This is a genomic window from Streptomyces decoyicus (assembly GCF_019880305.1).
GTDB lineage: Bacteria > Actinomycetota > Actinomycetes > Streptomycetales > Streptomycetaceae > Streptomyces > Streptomyces decoyicus.
The window spans coordinates 571,170-593,825 of sequence record NZ_CP082301.1; the positions used below are offsets into that span (position 1 = coordinate 571,170).

A 22,656-nucleotide genomic window follows, 5' to 3' on the forward strand; every position below is an offset into this window, starting at 1 on the left:
GAGACGGAGATGGGTCAGTTGCCGGTGGCGGGCTGCGGCGTCAGATCGCGCCAGTGCTCCTCGATGTGGTCGAGGCAGGCCTGATATCCGTCCGCGCCCCGGGTCACCGTCCAGCCCTGCGGAGGTGCCAGGTGCGACGGCCAGAGGGAGTGCTGGTGGTGCTGGTTGACCAGGACGAGATAGCTGCCGTCGACGTCTTCGAAGGGGTGCGTGTGCGTCACGGGGAAGGTCCTTTCAGGTGGCACGGAGCGGTGTGGGACGGAGGGGTGCGCGCGATGGGGCGGTGCGGGATGGAGCCGCGTGGGGCGGAGCGGTGTGGGGCGGAGCGGGCGGGCCCCGTCCGGCGGGCTCAGACTGCGGCGTGTGAGGCCGGTGCGGTGAGCGGAGCGATGTGAACCGGCAGCTGCCGCCAGATCCCCGGGGTGTAGAAGTGCCCGCCGGGCAGCACATCGTGGCGGTACGCACACCGCGCGACCCGGCGCCACTGGTTTCCTGCGTCCGGCTCGATGACGTCGTCGTCCGTCGCGGAGAGCATCTGGACGGGGACGCCCACCGTGGCCCCCGGCCGACAGCGGAAAGTGTCACGGACCCGGATGTCCGCACGCATGAGCTCCACGGCCATCTCCTGGAGTCCCGGGTCCGCCAGCACGTGTTCGGGCATCAGGCCGTTGGTGCGCATCCAGTCCAGCAGCTCGGCGTCGGTGTCCTGGCGCGCGGGGAACATGTCCCGTGGAGTCAGTCCGCGGTCGGGCGCGTTGCACGAGGAGACGACCAGCGCCTCCGGTGCCGGGCCGGCCGCATCCTCGATCCGGGCCGCGACGTCGAAGGCCATCCATCCGCCCATGCTGTGGCCGAACAGGACGTACGGCCCGTCGACCGCGGAGAGCACGGCGGTGGTGGCGTCCGCGGCGAGTTCCTCCCAGTCGGCCGCGTACGGCTCCAGGAAGCGCCCCTCCCGGCCGGGGTAGCAGATGGCGGAGAGGGCCACCTCGGCGGGCAGGCTGTCGCTCCAGGAGTGGTACGGCCCGGTGCCGCCGCCGCAGAAGCCCAGGCAGAGGAGCGTGCGGACGGTGTGGCGGTCCGGTGGTTTGATCGGGATGACGGTGGTGTCCTGAGGTCCGGCCATCGTGGTCGTCTCCCTGTCTGTGTGGTGTCTCTTCGATGTCTCGTCGGTGTCTCTTCGGCGTCTCTGTGGCGTCTCTGTGACGTCTCTGTGGTGACGGATCGCGGTATCCGCGCAGGCGACGCGGTGACGGTGGCGCAGAGGTTCGCGGTGGCCGCGGGAGGGGGATGCCGGCCCGTCAGCGGCCGGTGCGCAGGCTCTCGACGTGCCGCGCCAGGTCCCTGAGCCGCGGATGGCGGTAGACCTCACGGGCCGACATGGCGACCCCCAGCTGCTTCTTCAGCCGGGCCACGACACGCAGCGCGATCAGCGAATGGCCGCCCATGGCGAAGAAGTCGTCGTCGGCCCTGATGTGCTCACGGCCGAGGACCTCGGACCATACGGCCGCTATCAGCGTCTCGGCCTCGCCCTCCGGAGCGCTGTCCAGGGCCGCCGAGGCCGGTTCGGGCGCGGGCAGGGCGGCGAGGTCGACCTTGCCGTTCACGGTCAGCGGCATCGCGTCGAGCGCGAGGTAGGCGGTCGGGAGCATGAACTGCGGCAGGACGGCGGCCAGATGCGCGCGGAGCGTCCCGGGAGTGGGTGTGCCGGTGGCAGGCGTATCGCCCGCGGCACCTGTCGCCGCAACGTAGTACGCGGCGAGCTGTTCGCCGGCGGCCGTGCCGCTGTGCAGTGCGACCACGGCCGCCGCCACGCCCGGATGGGCGGTCAGCGCGGCCTCGATGTCGCCCAACTCCACACGGTACCCACGGAGTTTGACCTGACGGTCGCTGCGTCCCCGGTATTCGAGGGAGTTGTCGGGGCGTCGGCGCACCAGGTCTCCGGTGCGGTACATCCGCGTGCCGTCGGCGGCGAACGGGTCGGCGACGAACCGCGTGGCGGTGAGCGCGGGCCGGTTCACATAGCCGACGGCCAGCTGCCGTCCGGCGAGGTAGAGCTCGCCCTCCTCGCCGAACGGCACCGGCCGCAGCGCGGCGTCGAGGACATGGCACCGTACTCCCGGCAGGGGACGTCCGATGTGCGGAGCGACGTCCTCGATCCAGGCAGCGGTGACGTCCACCGTGCACTCGGTGGGGCCGTAGAGATTGACCGCTTCGAGACGCCGGGCGTCGTGTGCGGCCGCCAGCTCCCGCCAGGTGCCCTCCGGTACCGGCTCGCCGCCCATGAACAGCCGGAGCGGCCGTCCCTCGGTGGAGCGTCCGAGCAGGTCCTCGCGGAGCAGCGGCCAGTGCGAGGGGGTCAGGTCGAGGTCGTGCACCCCGTGCTCGTCCAGGACTGCCCGCAGCAGGGCCGGATCGGTGCGCTCCGCCTCGCCCAGGACGACCACGGTGTCGCCCCGGCACACCCGGGCCCACTGCTGGACCGAGGCGTCGAAGGAGACGCTGGCGTTCCAGGCGACGACCCGGTGCCGCCGGTCGTAGAGACCCGCCTCCTCCAGCCCGGCGACCAGTGCCGCCACCGCGCCCCGGGTGGTTTCGACGCCCTTCGGTACGCCCGTGGAGCCGGAGGTGTAGATGACGTACGCCGGGGTCTGAGCGGAGACCGGTACGGGCGGTGGCGGAGTGTGCTCCGGGGTATCCGGGTGGGGTGCGACCGGAAGGGTGCGGACTCCTTCCGGCCACGCCGGGCCGTCGCTGCCACCTGTCAGCACCACGTCGATGCCCGCGTCGCGCACCATCGCGTGCAGGCGTTCCGGCGGATAGGCGGGGTCGAGCGGTACGTAGGCGGCGCCGGTCCGCCAGACGGCGAGCAGTGCGACGACGAGGTCGGTGCCCCGGGGCAGGCTGATCCCGATCCGCCTGCCGGGCACGGCACCGTGACCGGCCAGCACTCCCGCCAACCGGGCGGTGTGCCGGTCGAGTTCGGCGAAGGTGAGCGCACCATGATGGCTGACCGCGATCCGGTCCGGGGCCGCCGCGACGGCCTGCTGGAAGCGGGTCAGCAGATCGACGGTGTGGTCCGGTGCGGTGTGGCGGGGGCCTTCGAGGAGCTCGGTCATGCTGCGCGCTCCTCTCCGGGGGCGGGCGGCACCGTGGGCCGGCAGCCCGCGAGGTCGACGGGTTCGCCCATCGCGACGACGATGCGGCGGTCGCCGCGGAAGGGGTCGCGGCCATGGGTGGCCAGCACGTTGTCGACGAGCAGCACATCGCCCGGCTGCCAGGTCTCGCGCACCGTCGCACCCTCGTAGGCGGCGTTGATGGCGTCGAGTTCGTCGCGGGTCAGCGGCACGCCGTCGCCGAGGCCGGTCTCGAAGGGCAGCCCGTCCGGCCCGAATTCGTCGAGCAGCGCCTCCCGGATCTCCTCGTCCAGCGACCAGGAGTTCCAGAAAGCCATGTGGTTGAACCAGACCTCCTCCCCCGTCTGCGGATGACGGATGATCCCGGGTCGCAGTTGCCGCGTCCGCAGTCCGCCCGAGGCGTCCCATTCGCAGGAGATGAGGTTGTCCGCGCAATACTTCTCGGTCCGCTCGCGGGTGTCGGCGGCGAAGGCGGTGCGCCAGTCCAGGGAGATGTGCTCGGAGTAGTTGCGGGTCAGCAGCCAGCCGGCCGAGCGCATCCGCTCGACGAGCGGGGAGGGTATCCGGCGGAGCACTTCGCGGCAGTCGGCGACCGGTGTCGCGCCGCCCTCCTCCGGTGCCGTCAGGCAGGAGAACAGCAGCAGACCGGGGAAGGTCAGTGTGTAGCTGTTCTCGTTGTGCATACGGATCGGCTGGTTGGGCGGGAGGTCGGTGGAGGAGTAGACGTCGTTCCCGTAGCTGCTGCGGGGGGTGGCCTTCTCACGGTAGGGAGTGCGGCGGGGCACCAGGACGTCGCGTACCTTCGCGAAGTCCTCGACGTCACGGACCGGGAGGCCCCGCAGGTATACCGCACCGTGCCGGTGCAGTGCCGTGCGCAGCTCCGCGTGGACCGAACCGAGCCACTCAGCTGCTTCGGCGGCGTCGGCGAAGCGGGGGACGTGTGCCATCGCCGGCTTACCGGGTTCGAGGGTCCAGGCGGGGGGTCCCGCGGTGGCGGACCGGGAAGAGCTCATGGTTGTGCGCTGCCTCTCGTGTCGTTGCTGACGGTTGTCCTCGGACACTGATCGGGGGAGGTCACCCCCATCCGGTGTCGTGCCGGATCTCGGACGGCTGGGGCCTGTCCTGCGCGGGGCCGGAGAGCGGGAACATGGCGTTCCTTTCACGTCGTTCGGAAGGGGCGGACGGTTCCGCGGGGGAATCGGCGCGGTACGTCGAAACGGTGCGGTACGCCGGATCGGCACCGGACTCGGCTCGGTTCACCGGACGCGGCACGGTGCACCGGACTCGACTCGGTTCATCGCACCCGGGCTCGGTTCACCGCACCCGACCCGGTTCACCGCACCCGGCCGGGTCCGTTCCGCGCACTGCGCACTGCGCACAGAACGTTCTGCCGAAATGCGCCACGGAATTGCTCCGGCTCCGGGTGCCGGTCGCAATTCCGGCCGTGCCGACGCGCCTCACGTTGTCATCGGGAAAGGCGTGCACCAAGAGTGTTCGGGGAGGGTGTTCATGCCTGTCGCATAAAGGAGAGGGGACAAAAGGGGCATCCGTGGTTGCGGGTCCGGAGCGGCCGGTGCCCGTCGGCACGGCGCGGACGGGCGGGGGACGAGCCGGCGGAGCGCGCACGAGGGCCACGGCCGTCGGCCGGTCAGCTCGGTTCGGCCTCGCGCACGGGCAGGTCGCGGCGGGAGCGGATCGGGGACCACAACAGGATCAACGCCGCCAGCGGCATGCCTGCGGTCAGCAGCCACATCGTCGGCCGCACCCCCCACAGCGTGCCGAGGCCACCTGCGAGGAGCGCGCCCAGCGGCAGGGTTCCGTAATTGAGGAACGCCGAGCAGGCAGTCACCCGGCCGAGCACACCGGAGGGGCAATACCCCTGGATGAAGCCTGCCTTGATGATGTTCCCCGCGACCACGCCGAGCGCGGCAGCTCCGTAGCCGATGACGAAGAACGCCAGTCCGGCGCCGTCACGGGTGAGCGCCATCAGCGGGGCGAGGGCGGGCACACCCAGCTCGAACAGCAGCAGGGCCCGAGCGGTGCCGAGCCGGGCCGCGCCCCGGCGCACCAGCAGCGCGCCCAGGACACCCCCCGCGCCGCCGAGGCCCACCAGCGCCCCCACCGCACCGGAGCACAGACCGATGTCCCGCACCAGGAAGACGACGAGCAGGGCCTGGCAGCCCCCCAGGGCGAGGTTCGAGGCGCCTCCGAAGAGAGTGAGGCTGCGCAGATACGGGTCACGCGCGACCAGCCGCACCCCCTCCCGTACGTCCCCGAGCAGCGGCGCGCGGCGTCCTGACCAGGAGGCCGCAGCCGGCGGCTCACGGTGCCGGATGCGGCCTATGCACAGGAAGGAGATGAGGAAGGTCGCCGCGTTCGTCAGCATGCCGTCGACCGCACCGGCGGCCTGCGCGATCAGACCTCCGGATCCCACACCGGCGATCTGCGCCGCGGCGGCGCTTCCGTGCAGCTTCGCGTTCCCCTCGGCCTGGTCCGGGGCGCTGAGCAGGGTGGGGAGGTAGGCGGTGTACGCCGTCTGGAAGAAGACGGCCGCCGATCCCACCAGCAGGGCGACCAGCAGCAGTTGGCCGATGCCGAGCACACCGAACCAGGCGGCGACCGGCACGCTCAGGAACAGGGCGCACGAGACGGCGTCGCAGACCAGCATGACCGTGCGGCGGCGCAGCCGGTCCACCCAGACTCCGGCGGGCAGCCCGATGACGAGCCAGGGCAGCCAGGTCGCAGCGTTGAGCAGGCTCACCGCGAAGGTTCCGGCATGCAGCACGGAGACGGCGGCCAGCGGCAGCAGCACACCCGTGACGGACACTCCGAACTTGCCCGCGGTCTCCCCGTACCACAGCTGCCGGAAGTCCCGGTGGCGGCGTAACAGTCCGCCGCCCGCGCTGCGTGCCGTCCGGCCCCCGTTCTTCACCGGCACGGGGAGGTGCCCGTCTGCTCCATGTTGACTGGCTGTTGATCAAGCATGTCTAGCGTGCCTTCCGATCGGGGGATATCTCTGATGGGGCTGAGGGATGATGAATACGTCAGAACCACTGGGACGAATTGAGCTGAGCGAGGAAGCGTCGCGCGTATTCGGCTACGCCGCGCAGCGCGCCGTATGCGGCATCGAGGAACTCACCGCCATGGGACTCGACAGTGCGGACGCGGAACGAGCGGTGAAAGAACTCGTGGAAATGCGATTACTCTGCCGCGCCGAAGGAGAGGCCGGCCGGTTGACCGTGGTGCCGCCCCGGACCGCCGCAGACCGGTTGCTGCGTCCCTTGGAGCGCCATGTGCGGGAGCGCTATGAGGAGATCGAGCGGCTCCGGGAGACGTTCGCCTCGCTGCTCCCTGCCTACGAGTCGGGGCGGGCGCGTCGTTCGGACGCCGAGCCGATCGAGCTGCTCACCGACCTGAGGACCGTCCAGGAGACCATCGAGGAGTTGACGATCGGCGCCCGGCAGGAGGTGCTCACCGCCCAGCCGGGCGGCGCCCGTTCCGCCCGCGCGCTCCAGGAGGCGGATGAGCGGGACCGGCGGATGCTTGCGCGCGGCGTGCAGATGCGCACCCTCTACCAGCATCCCGCCCGCTACGACCAGCCGACGGTTGACCACGTCCGGCGCGTCATGCACCTCGGAGCGGAGGTACGGACGCGGACCGACGGCCTGTGCCGGCTGCTGGTCTTCGACCACCGCGTGGCCCTGCTGGGGCTGCGGGACGACCCGGAGGCGGCCCTGCTGGTGCGTGAGCCGCATGTCGTCCACTACATTCGGGTGTTCTTCGACTGTCTGTGGCGCGATGCCTCGCTCTTCCCGGTCAGTTTCGACTCGGCCGCTGCCGTCCGGATCTCCGGCGAGATCCAGGAGTCGATCGTCGCCATGCTGTCGGAGGGGCTGGAGGACAAGTCGATCGCGCGGCGCCTGGGGATGTCCGTACGCAGCTGTCAGCGCCACGCCTCGGAAATCATGAAGGCGGTCGGCGCGAAGAGCCGGTTCCAGGCCGGATATGTGCTCGGGCGGCTGCACGCCGTCGCGCGGGACGGGGAGTGAGCCGGGGGGCGCCCGCACGTCACCGGAGCCGGCCCAGGGCTCGTACGGGGAGGCCCGGATCCACACCGGCCAGTTCGCGTACGAGCCCGCCGAGGCCCTCGGCGTGCCGGGCGGCTTCCTCCGCCGAGTAGTTGACGGGGTTCGCTTCCACGCACACGCTGGTGCCGGCGTGCTCGGAGTGCACGTCGAAGTACAGGCCGAGGTCCGGGATGGGCCCGGTGACGAGGGTGCGCACCACGCCGGTGGCCGGTCCGAAGCGCAGATCGCGGTCGAAGTTGACGATATTGACCACCGGTCCGACGCCGTGGTGCTCCGGGGCCGCGGCGAGCGTGCGCCGGAACTCCTCGTAGCGGTATCGGTGATGGCGCAGCGCCTGCCCGATCTGGCGATCCGTCCGCCGGAAGGTGTCGGTCACCGACCGCTCCGGCTCCACGGGCACCCGGAACGGCAGGAGGTTCGCCATCGGGGCGACGACATTGCGCAGCAGGCGGGTGGGCCGGCTCGTCGCGGAGCAGCCGAAGGTCACCTCGTCGGCGCCGGTGACCTGCCACAGATAGAGGGCGGCGGCGGTGATCAGGAAGCGCGCGGTGGACACCTCCAGCCGCTCGCTCCGGGCTCGGGCGGCGTCGACCACCTGCCGTGGCAGATGGTGGCTGTACTGCAAGGTGACGGGTGCGGGCGGAGCGTCCGCCCGGAGCCGGCCGGTGGCCGGCCAGTCGAGCGCGACCTTCTCCCAGAATTCCCGGTCGGCCGCATACAGTCGGCCGGCCCGGTAGGCGCGGTCGTGCTCGACGGCGGCCGTGACCGGCGCGAAGGGGTTGGGTTCGCAGGGGGCACCGGTGTGCATCGAGTGGTAGAGGGCGGCGGTCCTGCGGGCAACGGCGGCAGTTCCATGGCCGTCCGTGATGATGTGGTGGAAGCGGCGGTACCACAAGTGGCGGTCCCCCGATACCTTGATCAGGGCACCGGCCAGCAGAGAACCACAGGTCAGGTCGACCGGGCGGGCCATCTCGGCGCGCATCCAGGCCACCGCCTCCGCGTCGGGGTCGGGCCGCTCACTCATGTCGAGGACCTCGAAGGACCATTCCGCGGGCGCCAGTTCCTGGTAGGGCGTGCCGTCAGTGGCGACGAGGAACCGTGCGCCGAGCGATCCCGCTTCGTCCACGGCGGTGCGGGCGGCGGCTTCGAGGAGCTTCGCGTCGACGGCGCCGGTGATTTCGTAGTAGTCACCCACGTTGTAGACCGGACTGCCCGGTTCGAGCACCTGCGATATCCAGATCTCCAGCTGCCCCGCGGTCAAAGGGGATTGCACGTTTCCGCTCCAGAGGTCTAGGGAACCGTTGTCCGCCCAGCCTGGCAGCCGCGCCGGGCACGGCACAGGCCGTGCCGGGGGTGGTGTCTGCGCCAGTCGTGGACCCGAGGGGGCGCGGCGCCTCCCGCTCCGCGCCGATGAACATGGGCGCATACTCGGGTGGTGAACATCGAGGACGCGGAACACGCTCGCCGCTGGCTGGAAACGCAAGGCGTGACGCAGGTCGGCGACGGAGTATGGGCCGAGCGCGGAGCGCCTGAGACAGCACTGACACCGAACGAGGTGGCGCACACCTGGACGAGCGCCGCGCTGCACGACCCCGGCCTCGATGCGGCCACCCGGCTGCGCCTCGCCTTCGGCCTGCTGGACTTGCTGGAGGAGTACTGGGTGACGAGCGAGATCGGCTTCGCGCTGAAGGACGACGAAGAACAGGACCCGCTGCCGGCCGAGGCGTTCTGGGACGGCTACCGGCAACGGCTGGAGGCTGTCGAAGCGCCCGAGGCGGTGACCTACTCGCTCTGGGTCGACTGGTTCGAGGACCGGGCCACGGCGGAAGCGGCCTTTGCCGAGGTGCTGGGCAACGACTTTGCGGAGCTGTCTGCCCGTCCTCTGCCCTCGGAAGCCGTCGAGGGCCCGCTGTTCCGTCGCGCTCAGCGCGTTCTCGCAGCCTCCGGCCCCGTGCCCTGGCCGGTCAAACACTCTGCGTACCGTACGGCGGCAGCGGTCCCTGCGCTCCACACCGCGCTGTTCCAGGGCATCCTGCACAGCTACCACGATCTTTACGGAGACCTCGAACCGCGTGCGGCACTTGCTCTGTTGCGGCGGCTGGCCCTTCCGCCCGGCACCGAACACCTCTCCGCGCTGTGCGCGGTTCTTGAGGCGGGCCACACGAATCACTACCTCGCCCCGAGGGCCTGGGAGTCCAGCCCCGGGCCCGGACCCGTACAGCGGCTGATACGAGGCTTCCGCCGGATGGTCACGCCCGGGACGCGCTGACGGCGTGTACGTTCGGCCGGCGCGTCCCGAGGCAACGTCGAGGGCGAGGAAAGCGAAGGGACTAGTTCAAGGAGTGTGAGAAGGAAGCCCCTTCATGGCCTCGCCACGATGAACGATAACAGTCAGGCAGGGATCAGGTCGCGCAGGTTTTCGGGCGTGAGGACCCGGGAATCCGGATGCAGACCCTCCGGGCGTTCCATGCCTAGGTAGGTGACCGGGCCCTCCGGGAGACTCTTGCCGTCCCACGGCGTCACGGTCGTGGTGCCGCCGGCCATCAGGTCGACGAGGTACCGGACCGTGAGGTAGTCGCGCTCGACGATGCCGCGCAGCAGCGTGGCGACCGATACCTGGTTTCCCTCGACCCGGTTGGCCTTCGGGGACCCCTTGAGGTACAGGTGCAGCCACTTGGCGCGCCAGCGGCCGTCGCTCCCCCGCAGGAACGCCAGCGGCAGTGCCACCCTGCCAGGGCCACGCAGCTCCGACTTCAGCCGTACGGTGCGCGGTTCGAACGGGCGGCCCTGCTGGGCGGCGTCGCGCAGCATGAAGCCGAAGAACGACTCCTCGACGTCTTCGAAGCCCTCCCCCGAGAAGATGTTCACCTGCGGGACGATGAAAGTGCCGCGGACAGCGCCCATGCGCAGGTTGATGAACTCCGAGGCGCCCGCGGGCGCCTCCGTGATGTCGCCGGAGTGCTCGCCTTCGACTTCCGTCAGGGCGGTGTAGGACAGCCAGGAGAGGGTCGAGTAGTCGGCGTCGAGCATCAGCGCCGACAGGTCGTAGTCCGTGGTCCGCTGTGCCTGCTTCCAGTGGACGAAGAAGCGCAGCAGTTCGCCGTCGACCGGCGAGACCGAGCCGCGGGGCAGCACACCGAGACCGGACGCGGCCGCCTTGCCGCTGAGGGGAAGCGCGACATCGAGGACGTCGGGGTCGATCAGCAGCTGGTCCGGGGCGGGCAGGCGGCGGCTGATTTCGGCGTCCAGAGCGGAGATCAGCCGCTTGCGTCCTTCGGGCAGCACGGGCGGCCGGTCGTCCGGGGCGACCCAGGCGCGGCCGAGGCGGTTGACGAAGACGCGGCGCTCGCCGGTCTCCTCGGGACGGTTGTGGAGGTGTTCGCGAACCGACAGGACGACCCGGCCCGAGACCCGTGGGGCGACCTGCTCGGCAGCGGCCACGACGGCGTCGCGCTCCTCCTCGGTGAGGGCCATACGCAGCAGCCGGTCCAGGGCGCGGAACAGTTTGCCGGGCGCGGACCTCAGGAGTTCCACCGCTCCGGTGACGTCGTGCATCCCGAGCAGCTCCTCGACGCGGCTGTCGAAGGAGCGGGCCTGCCGCTCGCCCCGGGCCACGGCGAACACCGCGGCGGCGTGCGGCCATCGCGGGTACTCGTGCGGGTGGAGACGTTCACCGAGACGCTTGAACGGCTCGCGGTGCGCCTGCACGTCGGCGAGCTTGGCGGGGGCCGTGGCGACAACCCCGTCGAGCGCCGCGAGCAGGGCACGGCGCACCGGGCGCGAGAGGGCCCTGAAGCGGGTAGGTTCCTGCAGGGTCACGTCGCCGTCCGACAGCGCACAGGCCAGGCGGAGCACATCGGTGACGGTGTCCACCAGGAGGTCCGCGCCGACGCCCAGGCGGGCTTGGTTGATCAGGGCGCGGTTCTCGCGGACCGGGATCGCCTCGGGCTGCGGACCGTGCACGCAGTGTCCGGCGAGCACCCGCAGGTCGTCCAGGTCGTCACCGCCCAGCGGGGTGGTGCTTCCGGCCAGGGCGAGGTACAGGGCCGTGACCTCGTCGTCCAGAGGGCCGCCCAGATGCAGCACGGCCATACGGTCGCCCGCTGCCGCGATCAGTTCGTCGTGGGCGGCGAGCATTTCGGCATAGGTGTGGCGGTAGTTGCCGTAGGACGGCAGGGTGAGCAGGTCGACCACACCGCTCCGGAGCTGGGAAACCGTCCGTTCACGGGAGGCGTCCTCGGCCAGTGCCTCGACGATGCACTGCATCCAGAAGGCGAACGTGTCGGGCACGTTGGCCGGGAAGTCGATGAAGTAGACGTTGTGCTGGACGTGGTCCCCGGTCATTTCGCGGACAGTACGCAGCGTGCGCACCGCGATGTCGACGACCGTCTCGTCGGACAGCCCCGACAGACGCTCCAGCAGGTCCGCCGAGAGTTTGAAGCCCACCGGCATCAGGGCGCCGTCGAACTGCCGCGCCGCGACGCCGCCGTCCCCTGCGGGTCCTGCGGGGAAGGGGAGGCGGTGGGTGTGCCGGATAACCAGTGATTCGAGACTGTGTCCCATTCCGGCATGATCCCAGAACCACAGGGGCCGGCGCATACGGGTTTCGGGCGGCGGCCCCGTGCCGTTCACGACCGGGGTGCGTCCGACGGCGCACGGAACGGCGGGGCCAGCCGGCCGAGTGCCCCTCGGCCGGTCAACAGGCCTCTGCGTCACCGTCCTTGGCCTCGGTGAGGAGCAGGGCGATGTCGTCGGCACGGTGGGAGGATCGCCGGGCGTGACGCAGGAGCCGGTCGGCGAGGTCGTCCAGGGAGTCGGCACGGGTGTGGGCCATGGACGTCCGCAGCCGGTCGATGCCCACGTCGATGTCGGTGCCGCGTTCCTCGACCAGACCGTCGGTGTAGAGGGCGAGGACGGATCCGGGCGGGAGGTCGACCGGGGTCTGCGGATAGGCGCTGCTGTGGTCCACGCCGAGAAGGGGACCGACCTCCAGGTCGAGCACCTCGGTGGTCCCGTCGGGGTGGCGGAGCAGCGGCGGCGGGTGACCGGCGCGGACGGCGTACGCGCGGTGGCCGCCGGGATCGAGGTGGAGGTAGCAGCAGCTGGCGAGGAGCCCGGCATCGAGGTCGATGAGGGTGTGATTGACGCCTGCCAGTACGTTGCCGGGCGAGTGGCCGACCGCCGCGAAGGCCCGTACGGCGCTGCGCAGTTGGGCCATGGTGGCCGCGGCGGGGATACTGTGTCCCTCGACGTCTCCGATGACCAGGGACACGCCGTCGGCGGTGCGGATGACGTCGTACCAGTCGCCGCCCATGTCCATCCCGCTGGTGCCGGGCAGGTAGCGGGCGGTGGTGCGGAAGTCGCGGAGGACGGGCAGCCGGTGCGGCAGCAGGGCCCGTTGGAGGCCGCGGGCGAGGGCGAACTCCTCGTCGTAGAGCCGTGCTCGTTCCAGGGCCTGGGCGATCAGTCCGGCGAGCGCGGTCAGGACGCCGCGGTCCTTGGTCGTGAACTGATGGGCCTCGTCGAAACCGAGAACGCAGGTGCCGACGGGACGGCTGGAGGCGATCAGCGGCAGGTACGCCCAGGAGCTCACCTCGCCCACGGGGATGCCCGGATAGCCCTGGGAGAGGTCCTGCTGCGACTCGATGAACAGCGGAACACCGGAGGTCAGGGTCTCCGTGCCGGGCAGGTGGGCGTGCAGCGGCATGCCCTCCAGCCAGTCGAGGAAGCCCTCGTGGTGGCCGGTGTGGAAGATCAGGTGCATCGAGCCGTCACGGACCACGTAGAGGGCCAGCTGCTGGCCGCCGAAGGCCGGGAGGAGCTGGTCGGCGACGACTTCGCAGACTTCGCGAGCGGTGACCGCCTCGGTCAGCGCGCTGCCCAACTGCAAGACGTGGTACATGACGCCCAGGCGCGCCGGTGTGGCGGCCACAGGTGTCGGCGCGGCCACCGCGGCCTGCGGCGCCTGGGCCGAGGGAGGCTGCCCGACGGGGACGGCCCGGCCGGTCACGCCGTCCGCGCCCGGATGGAGGGAGAAGGCGAGCCACTGGTCGGGCGGGCGGCAGGCAAGGAAGGAAGCCGGCGTCTGCGAGATCATCACGGACCGGTACCGGTCCTCGAAGGCGGGGTCTGCCAGCCACGGCAGGACGTCCCACAGACACTGCCCGAGCAGGGCCTCGCCCCCTACGCCGAGCAGTCGCCCCAGGCTGCGGTTGGCGTAGGCGACCCGCCCGTCCGGGGCCAGGGAGAACAGCCCGTCCCGCAGCCGGTCGACAGCCACGGCAGCCGCACGGCCGGCTCGCGCGTCGATGACCACACCGACCAGATGGCGACCCGCCCGCTCTTCTCCCCTCTTCGGGACACGGCCCCACAACTCCACGGTGCTGTACCGCTCGCCGCCCTCCCCCTCCCGTATGCGCAGGGACCGCGCCGTGCACCGGCCTTCGGCGGCTGCCACGCGCGCCACGGCCCGGAAGGCGGCGCGGTCGCCGGGATGGAGGCGGGACGCGAGCGTCTCCGCCCGGTCGTCGAAGACTCCGGGGTCGATACCGAAGATCGCGCAGAGTTCGTCGTCCCCGGTGAGGGTGCCGGTGAGAAGGTCCCAGTCGAACAAGCCGGCCCGCACCGAGGGGGCGGAGGGAGCCGGGGTCTCGACGGGGACCGCCTGCGGGTCGCAGTCGAGCGGATCGCCCGTGCGGGCCCGGAGGGCCGCCAGGGAGGCGCCGAGCCGGTTGGCGATGGCCCGCAACTGACGGCGCCGGCTCTTGGGCAGCTTGTCACTGCCGTGGGGCGCCGCCCATACGACCGCCAGCGCCCCGAACGTCTCCCCGCCCGCGCCCACCGGCACGGAGCAGGAGCCGAACGCGTACGGCAAAGCCACCGCGAGCTGGGGATACCGGCGCGCCGTCTCGTCCGCGCCGGCCAGGTGGATCGTGCGTCCGGAGCGGAACGCCGCGGCGACCGGAATCGGACTGCTGACCGCAATACGGCGCCAGCCGCCCAGCAGAGACGGTGGCGCACCACAGCTCGCGGCGAGCACGATCGAACGGCGGTCGCGGGAGCGGAGAAAAATGCTCCCGGCGTACGCGCCCGACGCCTCCACGGCCTTGACGACGGCCGCCGCCAGCATGTCCTCGCGCTCCGCCGTCGCGTCCACGGACAACCCGCCCATGTTCCCAGTGTGCGCAGTGCCGGGCCCGTCGGCCCGCCGACAACCCGGTGTGACGGCATGGTGACCGGAAGCCGCCGCGGCCGAGCGGTCAAGGCCGGCAACCTCCGGCCACCACCGGCCCCCACCGGCCTCCGCCCCGGAGCACGCCCGGCCGACGCATTGATCGCTGCACTGCCCTGAATCCGTAAGTCAGTCGATTGACTTACAACAGCGGATTCGTTTGACTGCGGTACGACACAGCCCGCATCGCTGAGCCCTGGAGGCCGCACGTGACTGAAGTCCGGGACGCGGAGTCGTTGAGCTACCCGATCACCCCTCCGACGGCGCTGGAGCCACCGGGGCAGTGGGCTGAGCTGCGACGGACATGCCCGGTGGCGCGGGTGACCTTGCCGAGCGGTGACGAGGCCGCGCTGCTGACTCGCTACCGCGACGTCAAAGCAGCGCTCGCCGATCCGCGCCTGAGCCGCGAGGGGCTGGCCTCGCCCGACGCCGCCCGCGTGGCGGCCGGTGACTCGGAAGGCATCTTCAGCAGCCCGATGGCGAAGGCGCTCAACGCCGAGGGCCACGAGCGGTGGCGGCGCATGGTCGGCAAGTGGTTCACGGCGAAGCGGATGTCGGCGCTGCGGCCGGCCATGGAGGCGATGGCCGACCAGCTCATCGACGAGATGGTGGAACGCGGCCGGCCGGCGGACCTGGTCACGCACCTGGCGTTTCCCCTTCCGGTGTTCGTGATCTGCCGCATGCTCGGCGTGCCGGAGAGCGACCGGGACAAGTTCAAGAGCTGGTCCGACACCTTCTTGAACATGACCCGGTACACACGGGCCGAGACGGAGGCCGCGCATCAGGACTTCGCCGGGTACATGTCCGGCCTGATCGCCGACAAGCGCGCACAGCCGGGAGACGACCTTCTCAGCCTTCTCATGGACGGCGCCGATGCCGAGGGCGAGCCCATGTCGGAAGCCGGGCTGGTGGCCACCGGGCAGGCGCTGCTGCTCGCAGGCCATGAGACCAGTGCGGGCTTCATCGCCATGATGGTGGCGCATCTGCTGGCCGACCGTCGGCGCTGGGAGCGGCTGCCGGCCGACCGTTCGCTGATCCGCCGAGCGGTGGAGGAGGTGCTCCGGTTCGACCCGAACGGCGCCGGCTTCGGCATGCTCCGGTACGTCCACGAGGACACCGAGCTTCCCGGCGGCGTGGTGCCCCGTGGCACCACGGTGGTGTGCAGCATGGCCGCGGCCAACCGCGACGAGAGCGCCTGGGAGGGCGCGGACGACATGGACCTGGGCCGTAGCCCCAATCCGCACCTCACCTTCGGTACGGGTCCGCACTCCTGCCTGGGCCAGCCACTGGCCCGTACCGAGTTGCAGGCCGTGCTCACCGTCCTGCTGCGCCGGCTGCCCACCCTCCGTCTCGGCGTCGCCGCCGAGGACCTGCGCCGTCACGAGGGGCTGCTGACCACCCCGCTGCGCGAACTGCCGGTGATGTGGTGAGCGGCGGCAGCGGCAGGACCGCCAGGGCCGACCGTCTCGCGGAGACCCGTGAGGCGATCATGTCGTCCGCGGAGCGGCTCTTCGCCGAGCACGGACTGTCCGCCGTGTCGAGCCGTCAGATCGGCGAGGCGGCGGGGCAGGGCAATGTCACCGCCGTGAGTTATCACTTCGGCGGCAAGCCCGGCCTGGTGCGCGCCATCATGGTCAAGCACGGCGAGGCCGTCGACCGGATCCGGCAGCGGTACCTGGACGAGATCGGCGACAGCCACGACATCCGGGACTGGGTCGGCGCTCTGGTGCGCCCCGTACCGGCGCATCTGGGCTCGCTCGGCATCCCGTCCTGGCATGCCCGCTTCGCCGTCCAGGTCATGACCGACCCGCTGATGCGCGCGATCGTCACCGACGAGGCCCTGGTACGGACGCATCTGCGGCAGACCCTCGACGGTCTGGGCCGCTGTCTCCACACGCTGTCGGCCCAAGTACGGGCCGAACGCGGGGACATGGCCCGTCATCTGATCACCCACACCTGCGCGGAGCGCGAACGCGCCCTGGCGGAGGGCGGCGCGCCGCTGCACTCCTCATGGGAGCGCACCGCCGACGCACTCACCGACGCGATCGTCGGGCTGCTCACCGCCCCTGTCACCGCTCCTCACGACCACCTGGAGAACACCGGGCCCTGAGAGCCACCGTGGGTGGAGAGAAGTGCCACGGCTCCGGACGGGGTTTCACGGCCCCGGCCGGCGCCCGGGGGCGAGCGGTCGCGGCGGCCGAAATGCGTCGTCAGTGGCCGTAGCACTTGGTTGGTCTGGCGTTCCCTCAACTGGCGTTCAGGACACCTGGGTTGAGCCATCCAGGCCGTCCGACGCTCCGTCGTGGGCGTCGTGGGCGTCGGGGGCGTCGTGGGCGTCGGGGGTGTCGTGGTGCTGATCGAGCAAGCGTGTACGGAAGAGGCCGAGCACCTCGTCCAGCGCCGCGCGGGTCGGCTGGCCGGGTTCGTCGATGAGGTGCTCGGTCAGTACGGAGTGCGGCGGCAGCGCGGCATGGGGGTTCGCGGTGGAGTCGTCCAGTTCGACCGCGGTGAAAGCGGCGCCGAGTTCGCGGCGCAGAAAGGCGAACCGGTCGCCCGGTACCAACCGGTCCCCGCGGAACCGCAACCCCATGACCTGAAGCCCGTCACGCTCGCAGCGGCCCCGGACGGCGGCGAGGTCTTCGGCGGAAATGTCGATACCGCCGGCCCGGCTCTTGGTGAGTGCCAGTGGCAGGGACGGCTGGGACAGGACGGGGGCGAGAAGTCTCTCATCGGCGGCCATCGCCAGGGCGAAGCCGCCGGTGAGACACATGCCGACGGCCCCGACGCCGGGCCCGCCGCAGCGCTGGTGCTCCTGCGCGGCCAGAGCCCGCAGCCAGGTCACCACGGGCGAGGACTTCCCGGTGGCCAGCACGGTGAACTCCCGGCTCACGCAGACCTTCCACATCGATGAGGCCGTGTAGAGACCGGACTTCAGCACGCCTCCGTCTGCGGGGTCGGCGTTGCGGCCGGGCGTACCGAAGAGCACCGGGAGCACGGCGGTGCAGCCGATGGCGGCCACCCGCTCCGCGAACTGAAGCACCTTGGGCGTGATGCCCGGTATTTCCGCCATCACGATGACCGCGGGCCCCGTGCCACGCCGCAGAATCCGGCGGGTACTGCCGTCGTGGGTGAACGTGCCACGGTCGAAGCCGGTCAAGTCGTGATCGGGCATGGATTACCACCGTCCTGGTCGGTCACTGCTCGGAGTTGGTCACATGCTGCTCTCCGGCCGGAGCATCTCGCCCGCCTCCGCCGGTGCGGTTCAGCGCGAGACTACCCAGCGGTTGGATCCCCAGCAGGCACGAAGCGGCGACGGTCAGGGCCGGCCACGCCGCCGGGCTCGGTCGGCGCATCGGCCGCTCCTTTCGTCACCGCGTCGCGGTCGCCGCTCAAGTCGCCTGCTGCGGAGCGCCCGCGAGCAGGAGCAGGGCATCGACGAGGTCGCCGGTACTGGTGCCGGTGGCCAGGCGGCGCAGTTGCAGGCCGATGATGAGGGCGACGGTGGGGCCGGCCAGGCGTTCGGCGTCGGGTGTGCCGATCGCACCCAGGAGAGAGGCGGCCAAACGGTCGTAGGCGGCGAAGCATTCCGCCGCGGCAGCGCGTAGCTGGGGGTCTCGGCCGGCTTGGATGTAGAGCTCGAAGGGTGCGATGTGTTCGCTGTCGAAGGCGGTGTCGGCGGCGACCTCACCGATCAGGGCGGCGGCCTGCTCCGGGGTGGTGGTCCGGTCCGCGCAGTAGCGGGCGGCCAGGTCGGTGAAGCGACAGGTCTCCTGGTCGACGAAGGAACGCAAGCTCTCGCGCAGCAGGTCGTGTTGGGTCGCGAAGTGGTACGTGACGGAGCCGAGAGAGACGCCGGCCTCCTTGGCGATGCGACGGTTGGTGACTGCGGCGATCCCGTCGTCGCCGATGATCCGTAGCGTGGCCGCGATGATGCGTCCGCGGACCTGGGAGGTGTTCGGCATGGCGTCATCGTCCCATGGCCGGTCAGGACGTCCTCCACCTCGGTGGTGACCAGGGGCGGACGGGTGCCGGGAGGACGCCCCGGCCGCTCTCCGCCCCCCCCCCGCCACCCGGCCACCCAGCCACCCGGCCGCCGAGAACCGTGCAGTTGCTCTCGGGCATCGCGGATAGCGCCGTCCTCCGTTACTGTTCGTTCGAACGAACAGTAACGGAGGACGACTTGTTGAACATCAAGGGATCGACCGTTCTGCTTACCGGTGCCAGCGGAGGCATCGGCACGGCCCTGGCCCAGAAGCTCGCGGCCAAAGGTGCCCGCCTGGTGGTCACCGGCCGACGCGCCGAGGTGCTCCAGCAACTCGAAACGTCCTTGGGAGCCCGTGCACTGGTCGCGGATCTCAGCGACCGCGAGGCGGTCGAGGATCTCGCCGAACGGGCCGGGCCCGTGGACATCCTGGTCGCCAACGCCGCCCTGCCTTCCAGTGGCCACCTGCTCGACTACACACCCCGGCAGATCGACCGGTCGCTGGACGTGAACCTGCGCGCGCCCCTCTTGCTGTCCCGGCTCCTGGCCCCGCACATGGTGGCTGCCGGCCGCGGCCACCTGGTCATGATCGGCTCGCTCTCGGGCCGGACGTCCTCCCCCGGCACCTCGCTCTACAGCGCCGCGAAGTTCGGTCTGCGCGGCTTCGCCCATGGCCTGCGCCAGGATCTGTACGGCACGGGCGTAGGCGTGTCCATCGTGCAGCCGGGCTTCGTCCGTGAGGCGGGGATGTTCGCCGACACCGGCGCCGTACCACCCGCCGGCATACGGACCGTCAGCCCCGAACAGGTCGCGGCCGGCGCCGTGAGCGCGATCGAACGCAACCGTGCCGAAGTCAACGTCGCACCTCTCGAACTGCGCCTGGGCAGCGCCATCGGTGGGCTCTTCCCCACCCTGGCGGCCGCTGCCCAGCGCAGAGCTTCGCCCGCCTCCCTCGTCCAGCAGATCGCCCAGGCCCAGCGCCACCAACGGTGACCGGCGCGACCGTTCGCCACGGCTGACCGCCATGACGTACCGCCACAATTGCCCGTCGCGTCCAGAGGGCCCGGCGCTGATGCCTGGCCGTGGTGAGGCATGCGGCTCGGTCGAGGACGAGTAGTCCTACTCGGGCTCGACCGAGCCCTGGCCCCGGTCGAGGACGCTTGTCGCTCCGGCGCGGTCCGCCTCCGGAGGGGCGGTCCCGTCACCCCCGGGCGAAGGCCTTCAGCTCGTCGTAGGAGCCGTTGAACCAGTTCTGGTCACCGGGGAACGTACCGGAGTCGGCGTACTGCCAGAAGGTGTGAGCGGACCAGCCGGCCGGCAGCGTGCCGGGGGACGTGGCGTACCGGGCGACCCACAGCGGGTGGGTACCGCCGAAACTGGTGTCGCCGCCGGTGCAACGGGTCCACCAGTCGCTGGTGGTGTAGAGGGCGGGAGCGCGCCCGGTGCGTGCCTTTACCGCATCGCTGAACTCCCTGATCCAGGACACCATGTCGGACTGCCCACGGCCGTAACAGGCGTCCTGGCCGTACGGGTTGTGTTCGAGGTCGAGCGCGGGCGGCAGTGTCCTGCCGTCCGCCGTCCAGCCCCCGCCGTGGTCGACGAAGTGCGTGGCCTGCTCTGCCGCGCCGGAGAGGTCCGGGCGCGCGAAGTGATAGGCGCCCCGGATCAGGCCTGCGTCGCCGGCGCCCCGGAACTGCTCCGGGAAGGTCGGGCTCTGGAACGTCGTCCCTTCGGTGGCCTTGACGTAGGCCCAGCGGGCGCCGTTGTCCCATGCGCCCTGCCAGTCGACGGTGCCCTGGTAACGGCTCACGTCCATCCCGGGGACCTGTTCGGCCCCGGCCGCGGATCCGGTGCCGTGGCCGGACGCCACTGCGTGTGCGGGCGGCGGAGCAGTGAGGAGCGTCGCCGTGAGGGTGACGGCGGCGAGAGTGGTGAGCAGGGCCGTGCGCAGGGGACAGGGAGGCCGGCGAAGTGGGGACAGGGGCATGTGGGGATGCCTTTCGGTGGTGTGGTCCGGGGGACCGGAGTGAGGGGTGGCGCCCGTGGGAGGGGAACTGCCGTGGCGGCCAAGGGCGTTGCGACAAGGAGCGTTGGGTTGCGTCCTTGCCGCGTGAAGTAGGAGCGAACATAGGTGGTGTGGTGCGCCGTTCACCAGGCCCGCGAGGCGATCATGTGCGGCTCCGGTCGCGGGGTGCGCATGAGCTGGGCTGATTCCCTTGCCACCAAGGCCAGTTGACGCCAGTTGAGTAGCGGATACCCACGACAGGTGCTCCGCGGATGGCCTTAATGGGTCCTCGGCGCGCGACACGCGGTATGTGTCCGGGGCGGTCGCTGCCCACAAGGCGGCGATGTCCCGCTGCCGCGCCGAAACGTGGACCGAGGCGGGCGCGGCATCCGAACGCGCCGCCGCGAGCAATGGAGAGAAAACCATGTACCGGTCTGGACTGATAAGGACGGCGGTGGCCGTGGCCGCGTCGTCCGTGTGCCTGGTGAGCGGCGCCTCGGGGGCGTGGGCGCAGCCGGAGGCACGTACCGCGTCGTCCGGGGCGCAGCCCACACGGGCGGACGCCGTGCAGCACGCGAAGCAGGCGGCGGCGCGGAGTCTGCGGGAGGCGTACGCCACCGGCCAGGTCAAGGACGTCATGGCCGGCACGCTCACCTCCGCGAACGAGGTGAGCCTGGACCGGCTGCCGGTCCGCTCGGCGGCCAGTGGCTTCCGTGCGTCGGTGCAGTCGTCCAACAGCGCGATCCTCACGGCCAAGGGACTGCCCGCCTCGACGGGCAACGTCCTGCAGGTACGGCTCGCCAATCCGCAGGCGCGGACCGCGCTGGCCGAGGGCGTACAGCCGCTGATCGCCGCGGAGCCCTCCGACCGGCAGGCCACCTCGCTGACCGCCTACCGGCCCGACGGCACCGAGGTGAAGCTCGGCGCCACGGCGCCCGCGGACGTCCCGGTGCTGATCGTGGGCACCGACGGCGACCGGATCGTGGCGGCCGGCACGAAGGTGATGAGCGACGGCTTCAAGGCCGCCTGGCCCGGGAGCGCCACCGCGCCCGGAAACGGCACCGCGCCCGGGAGCGGCACCGCCGGCAAGGCCGGCGCACCGCAGGGCAAGAGCGTCACCCGCATCAACAACATCCAACTGCACAAGAGCAACGAGGAGCCGTTCTGGAAGGGCGGCGCCGAGGCCTTCGCGGTCGTCAGCGGCTGGGACAAGAACGACAAGGCGTTCGCCGAGCCGGCCCTCCAGTTGCCCTACCTCGACTGGACGGGCGTCGACTACCACCCGAACCAGAACCTGATCGACTGGGGTCACTTCGGCTACGACTCCGCCGACCTGGTGTTCCTGGAGGAGGACGACGGCACCAACTACAAGGACCTCACCAAGGCGATCGTCGACGCGCTGCTGACGGTCACCGGCTACGGCACCACCGGCATCCCGCTCGCCAACACCATCATGGACGCCATTCCGGACAAGTGGTGGACCGATGACACCGACGAGCTGGACCAGGTGTACTCGGTCAGCCATGGCGCCATCGCCAAGGCGCAGAACTCCGGCGCCCCCGGCCTGACGTACTTCGGCGCCTCCGGGGGGAGCAACATCTCCATCGGGCTGAGCAACGCCTTCATCCCGAAGACCTGATCCGCGGCCCGGTCGGCTCCCGGGGCCCACCGCCACCGCCCGGGGAAGGCCCGCCGTCGCCCAAGGAAGGCCCGCCGTTCACGCGGCGGGCCTGGGCCGAACGATGCGGTGGTGCGGACGACGGCCGCGATGGTGTGCACCATCGATGTGCACACGAAGAGGGGTGCCATGACCGTCGCGCCCGACGTCACGCTGGGGCACGAGGCGGTCGGTGTGGTGCACGCGCTGGGGGAGGCGGTCGACGGGCTGGACGTGGGGCAGCGGGTGGCGGTGAGCGGGGTGACGCCGTGCTTCGAGTGCGAGACATGCCAACGCGGCTTCACATCGCAGTGCGGCGGCGTGATCCTGGGTGCCGCCAGGTTCACCACCCGGGGAGACGGGAACATGGCGGAGTACTTCCTGGTCGGCCACGCCCGCGCCAACCTCGCGCCGAGGGAGGAGGGCCGGGGGCCGGGGTGCCGGAGTAGGAGTGCCGGGCCGGGGCTGCGGACGGTCGGGCTGCGATCGGCCGGCGAGTATGCGCGCCGAGTTGAGTAACGGCTCCCCTGGTCGGTGGCGAACCGGCCACGGAGAC

17 protein-coding genes and 1 pseudogene are annotated in these 22,656 nt (G+C 71.1%); 7 read left to right on the forward strand and 11 right to left on the reverse strand.

Going from position 1 to position 22,656, the window contains the following annotated elements:
• Positions 1–14 precede the first annotated feature (14 nt).
• The 5 genes from K7C20_RS02470 to K7C20_RS02490 all read right to left on the reverse strand — a co-directional run bounded on the left by K7C20_RS02470 (position 15) and on the right by K7C20_RS02490 (position 6,075).
• Positions 15–221, reverse strand: coding sequence for an MbtH family protein (locus tag K7C20_RS02470; RefSeq protein ID WP_030081945.1), 207 nt, complete (start codon positions 219–221; stop codon positions 15–17).
• Between the two features lie 128 nt (positions 222–349).
• Positions 350–1,126, reverse strand: a complete 777-nt coding sequence (locus K7C20_RS02475) for a thioesterase II family protein (RefSeq protein ID WP_030081947.1) — start codon at positions 1,124–1,126, stop codon at positions 350–352.
• 175 nt (positions 1,127–1,301) lie between these two features.
• Positions 1,302–3,119, reverse strand: coding sequence for a non-ribosomal peptide synthetase (locus K7C20_RS02480; RefSeq protein ID WP_048829490.1), 1,818 nt, complete (start codon positions 3,117–3,119; stop codon positions 1,302–1,304).
• Positions 3,116–4,150 (reverse strand): TauD/TfdA family dioxygenase, encoded by a 1,035-nt coding sequence (locus tag K7C20_RS02485; RefSeq protein WP_030081951.1) that lies wholly within the window; start codon positions 4,148–4,150, stop codon positions 3,116–3,118. Before K7C20_RS02485 ends, K7C20_RS02480 begins: the two co-directional genes overlap by 4 nt.
• A 635-nt stretch (positions 4,151–4,785) precedes the next feature.
• Positions 4,786–6,075: an MFS transporter gene (locus tag K7C20_RS02490; protein WP_245171851.1), complete on the reverse strand. Its 1,290-nt coding sequence runs from the start codon at positions 6,073–6,075 to the stop codon at positions 4,786–4,788.
• Positions 6,076–6,169: 94 nt separating this feature from the next.
• Between K7C20_RS02490 and K7C20_RS02495 the strand changes: the two genes are divergently transcribed.
• Positions 6,170–7,186, forward strand: coding sequence for a helix-turn-helix domain-containing protein (locus K7C20_RS02495; RefSeq protein ID WP_063753959.1), 1,017 nt, complete (start codon positions 6,170–6,172; stop codon positions 7,184–7,186).
• A gap of 19 nt (positions 7,187–7,205) precedes the next feature.
• On the opposite strand, the gene K7C20_RS02500 is transcribed toward K7C20_RS02495, so the two are convergent.
• Positions 7,206–8,498 carry a condensation domain-containing protein gene (locus K7C20_RS02500; protein WP_245171849.1) on the reverse strand — a complete coding sequence of 431 codons (1,293 nt, stop codon included), beginning with the start codon at positions 8,496–8,498 and terminating at the stop codon, positions 7,206–7,208.
• A gap of 162 nt (positions 8,499–8,660) precedes the next feature.
• On the opposite strand from K7C20_RS02500, the gene K7C20_RS02505 reads away from it, so the two are divergent.
• Positions 8,661–9,494, forward strand: a complete 834-nt coding sequence (locus K7C20_RS02505) for a hypothetical protein (RefSeq protein ID WP_209444036.1) — start codon at positions 8,661–8,663, stop codon at positions 9,492–9,494.
• A gap of 122 nt (positions 9,495–9,616) precedes the next feature.
• Here K7C20_RS02505 and K7C20_RS02510 read toward each other — a convergent pair whose 3' ends face one another.
• Both K7C20_RS02510 and K7C20_RS02515 read right to left on the reverse strand, forming a co-directional pair.
• Positions 9,617–11,788 (reverse strand): TerD family protein, encoded by a 2,172-nt coding sequence (locus tag K7C20_RS02510; RefSeq protein WP_053210417.1) that lies wholly within the window; start codon positions 11,786–11,788, stop codon positions 9,617–9,619.
• 133 nt (positions 11,789–11,921) lie between these two features.
• Complete coding sequence (locus K7C20_RS02515; protein WP_053210409.1) at positions 11,922–14,396, reverse strand: SpoIIE family protein phosphatase; 2,475 nt, start codon at positions 14,394–14,396, stop codon at positions 11,922–11,924.
• Positions 14,397–14,665: 269 nt separating this feature from the next.
• Here K7C20_RS02515 and K7C20_RS02520 point away from each other — a divergent pair, with 269 nt between their 5' ends.
• Together K7C20_RS02520 and K7C20_RS02525 are read left to right on the forward strand one after the other, a co-directional pair.
• A complete protein-coding gene (locus K7C20_RS02520) occupies positions 14,666–15,886 on the forward strand; it encodes a cytochrome P450 (RefSeq protein WP_030081969.1) in 1,221 nt (406 codons plus the stop codon).
• Positions 15,887–15,945: 59 nt separating this feature from the next.
• The gene (locus K7C20_RS02525) at positions 15,946–16,566 is read left to right on the forward strand and encodes a TetR/AcrR family transcriptional regulator (RefSeq protein WP_048829504.1); all 621 of its coding nucleotides are present in this window, start codon (positions 15,946–15,948) and stop codon (positions 16,564–16,566) included.
• Between the two features lie 147 nt (positions 16,567–16,713).
• Here K7C20_RS02525 and K7C20_RS02530 read toward each other — a convergent pair whose 3' ends face one another.
• Both K7C20_RS02530 and K7C20_RS02535 read right to left on the reverse strand, forming a co-directional pair.
• A complete protein-coding gene (locus tag K7C20_RS02530) occupies positions 16,714–17,628 on the reverse strand; it encodes a dienelactone hydrolase family protein (RefSeq protein ID WP_078953611.1) in 915 nt (304 codons plus the stop codon).
• 217 nt (positions 17,629–17,845) lie between these two features.
• On the reverse strand, positions 17,846–18,418 hold the full coding sequence (locus K7C20_RS02535; protein ID WP_030081973.1) for a TetR/AcrR family transcriptional regulator: 573 nt from the start codon (positions 18,416–18,418) through the stop codon (positions 17,846–17,848).
• Between the two features lie 221 nt (positions 18,419–18,639).
• Here K7C20_RS02535 and K7C20_RS02540 point away from each other — a divergent pair, with 221 nt between their 5' ends.
• Entirely contained in the window at positions 18,640–19,431 is a 792-nt protein-coding gene (locus tag K7C20_RS02540; RefSeq protein ID WP_030081981.1) for an SDR family NAD(P)-dependent oxidoreductase, read from the forward strand.
• 208 nt (positions 19,432–19,639) lie between these two features.
• On the opposite strand, the gene K7C20_RS02545 is transcribed toward K7C20_RS02540, so the two are convergent.
• Positions 19,640–20,425, reverse strand: a complete 786-nt coding sequence (locus tag K7C20_RS02545) for a lysozyme (RefSeq protein WP_048829492.1) — start codon at positions 20,423–20,425, stop codon at positions 19,640–19,642.
• 478 nt (positions 20,426–20,903) lie between these two features.
• Between K7C20_RS02545 and K7C20_RS02550 the strand changes: the two genes are divergently transcribed.
• Complete coding sequence (locus K7C20_RS02550) at positions 20,904–22,082, forward strand: DUF3103 family protein (protein ID WP_222892558.1); 1,179 nt, start codon at positions 20,904–20,906, stop codon at positions 22,080–22,082.
• A 105-nt stretch (positions 22,083–22,187) separates the two neighbouring features.
• Positions 22,188–22,619 (forward strand): annotated as a pseudogene (locus K7C20_RS02555) (alcohol dehydrogenase catalytic domain-containing protein); the annotation flags it as partial.
• Positions 22,620–22,656: the final 37 nt, after the last annotated feature.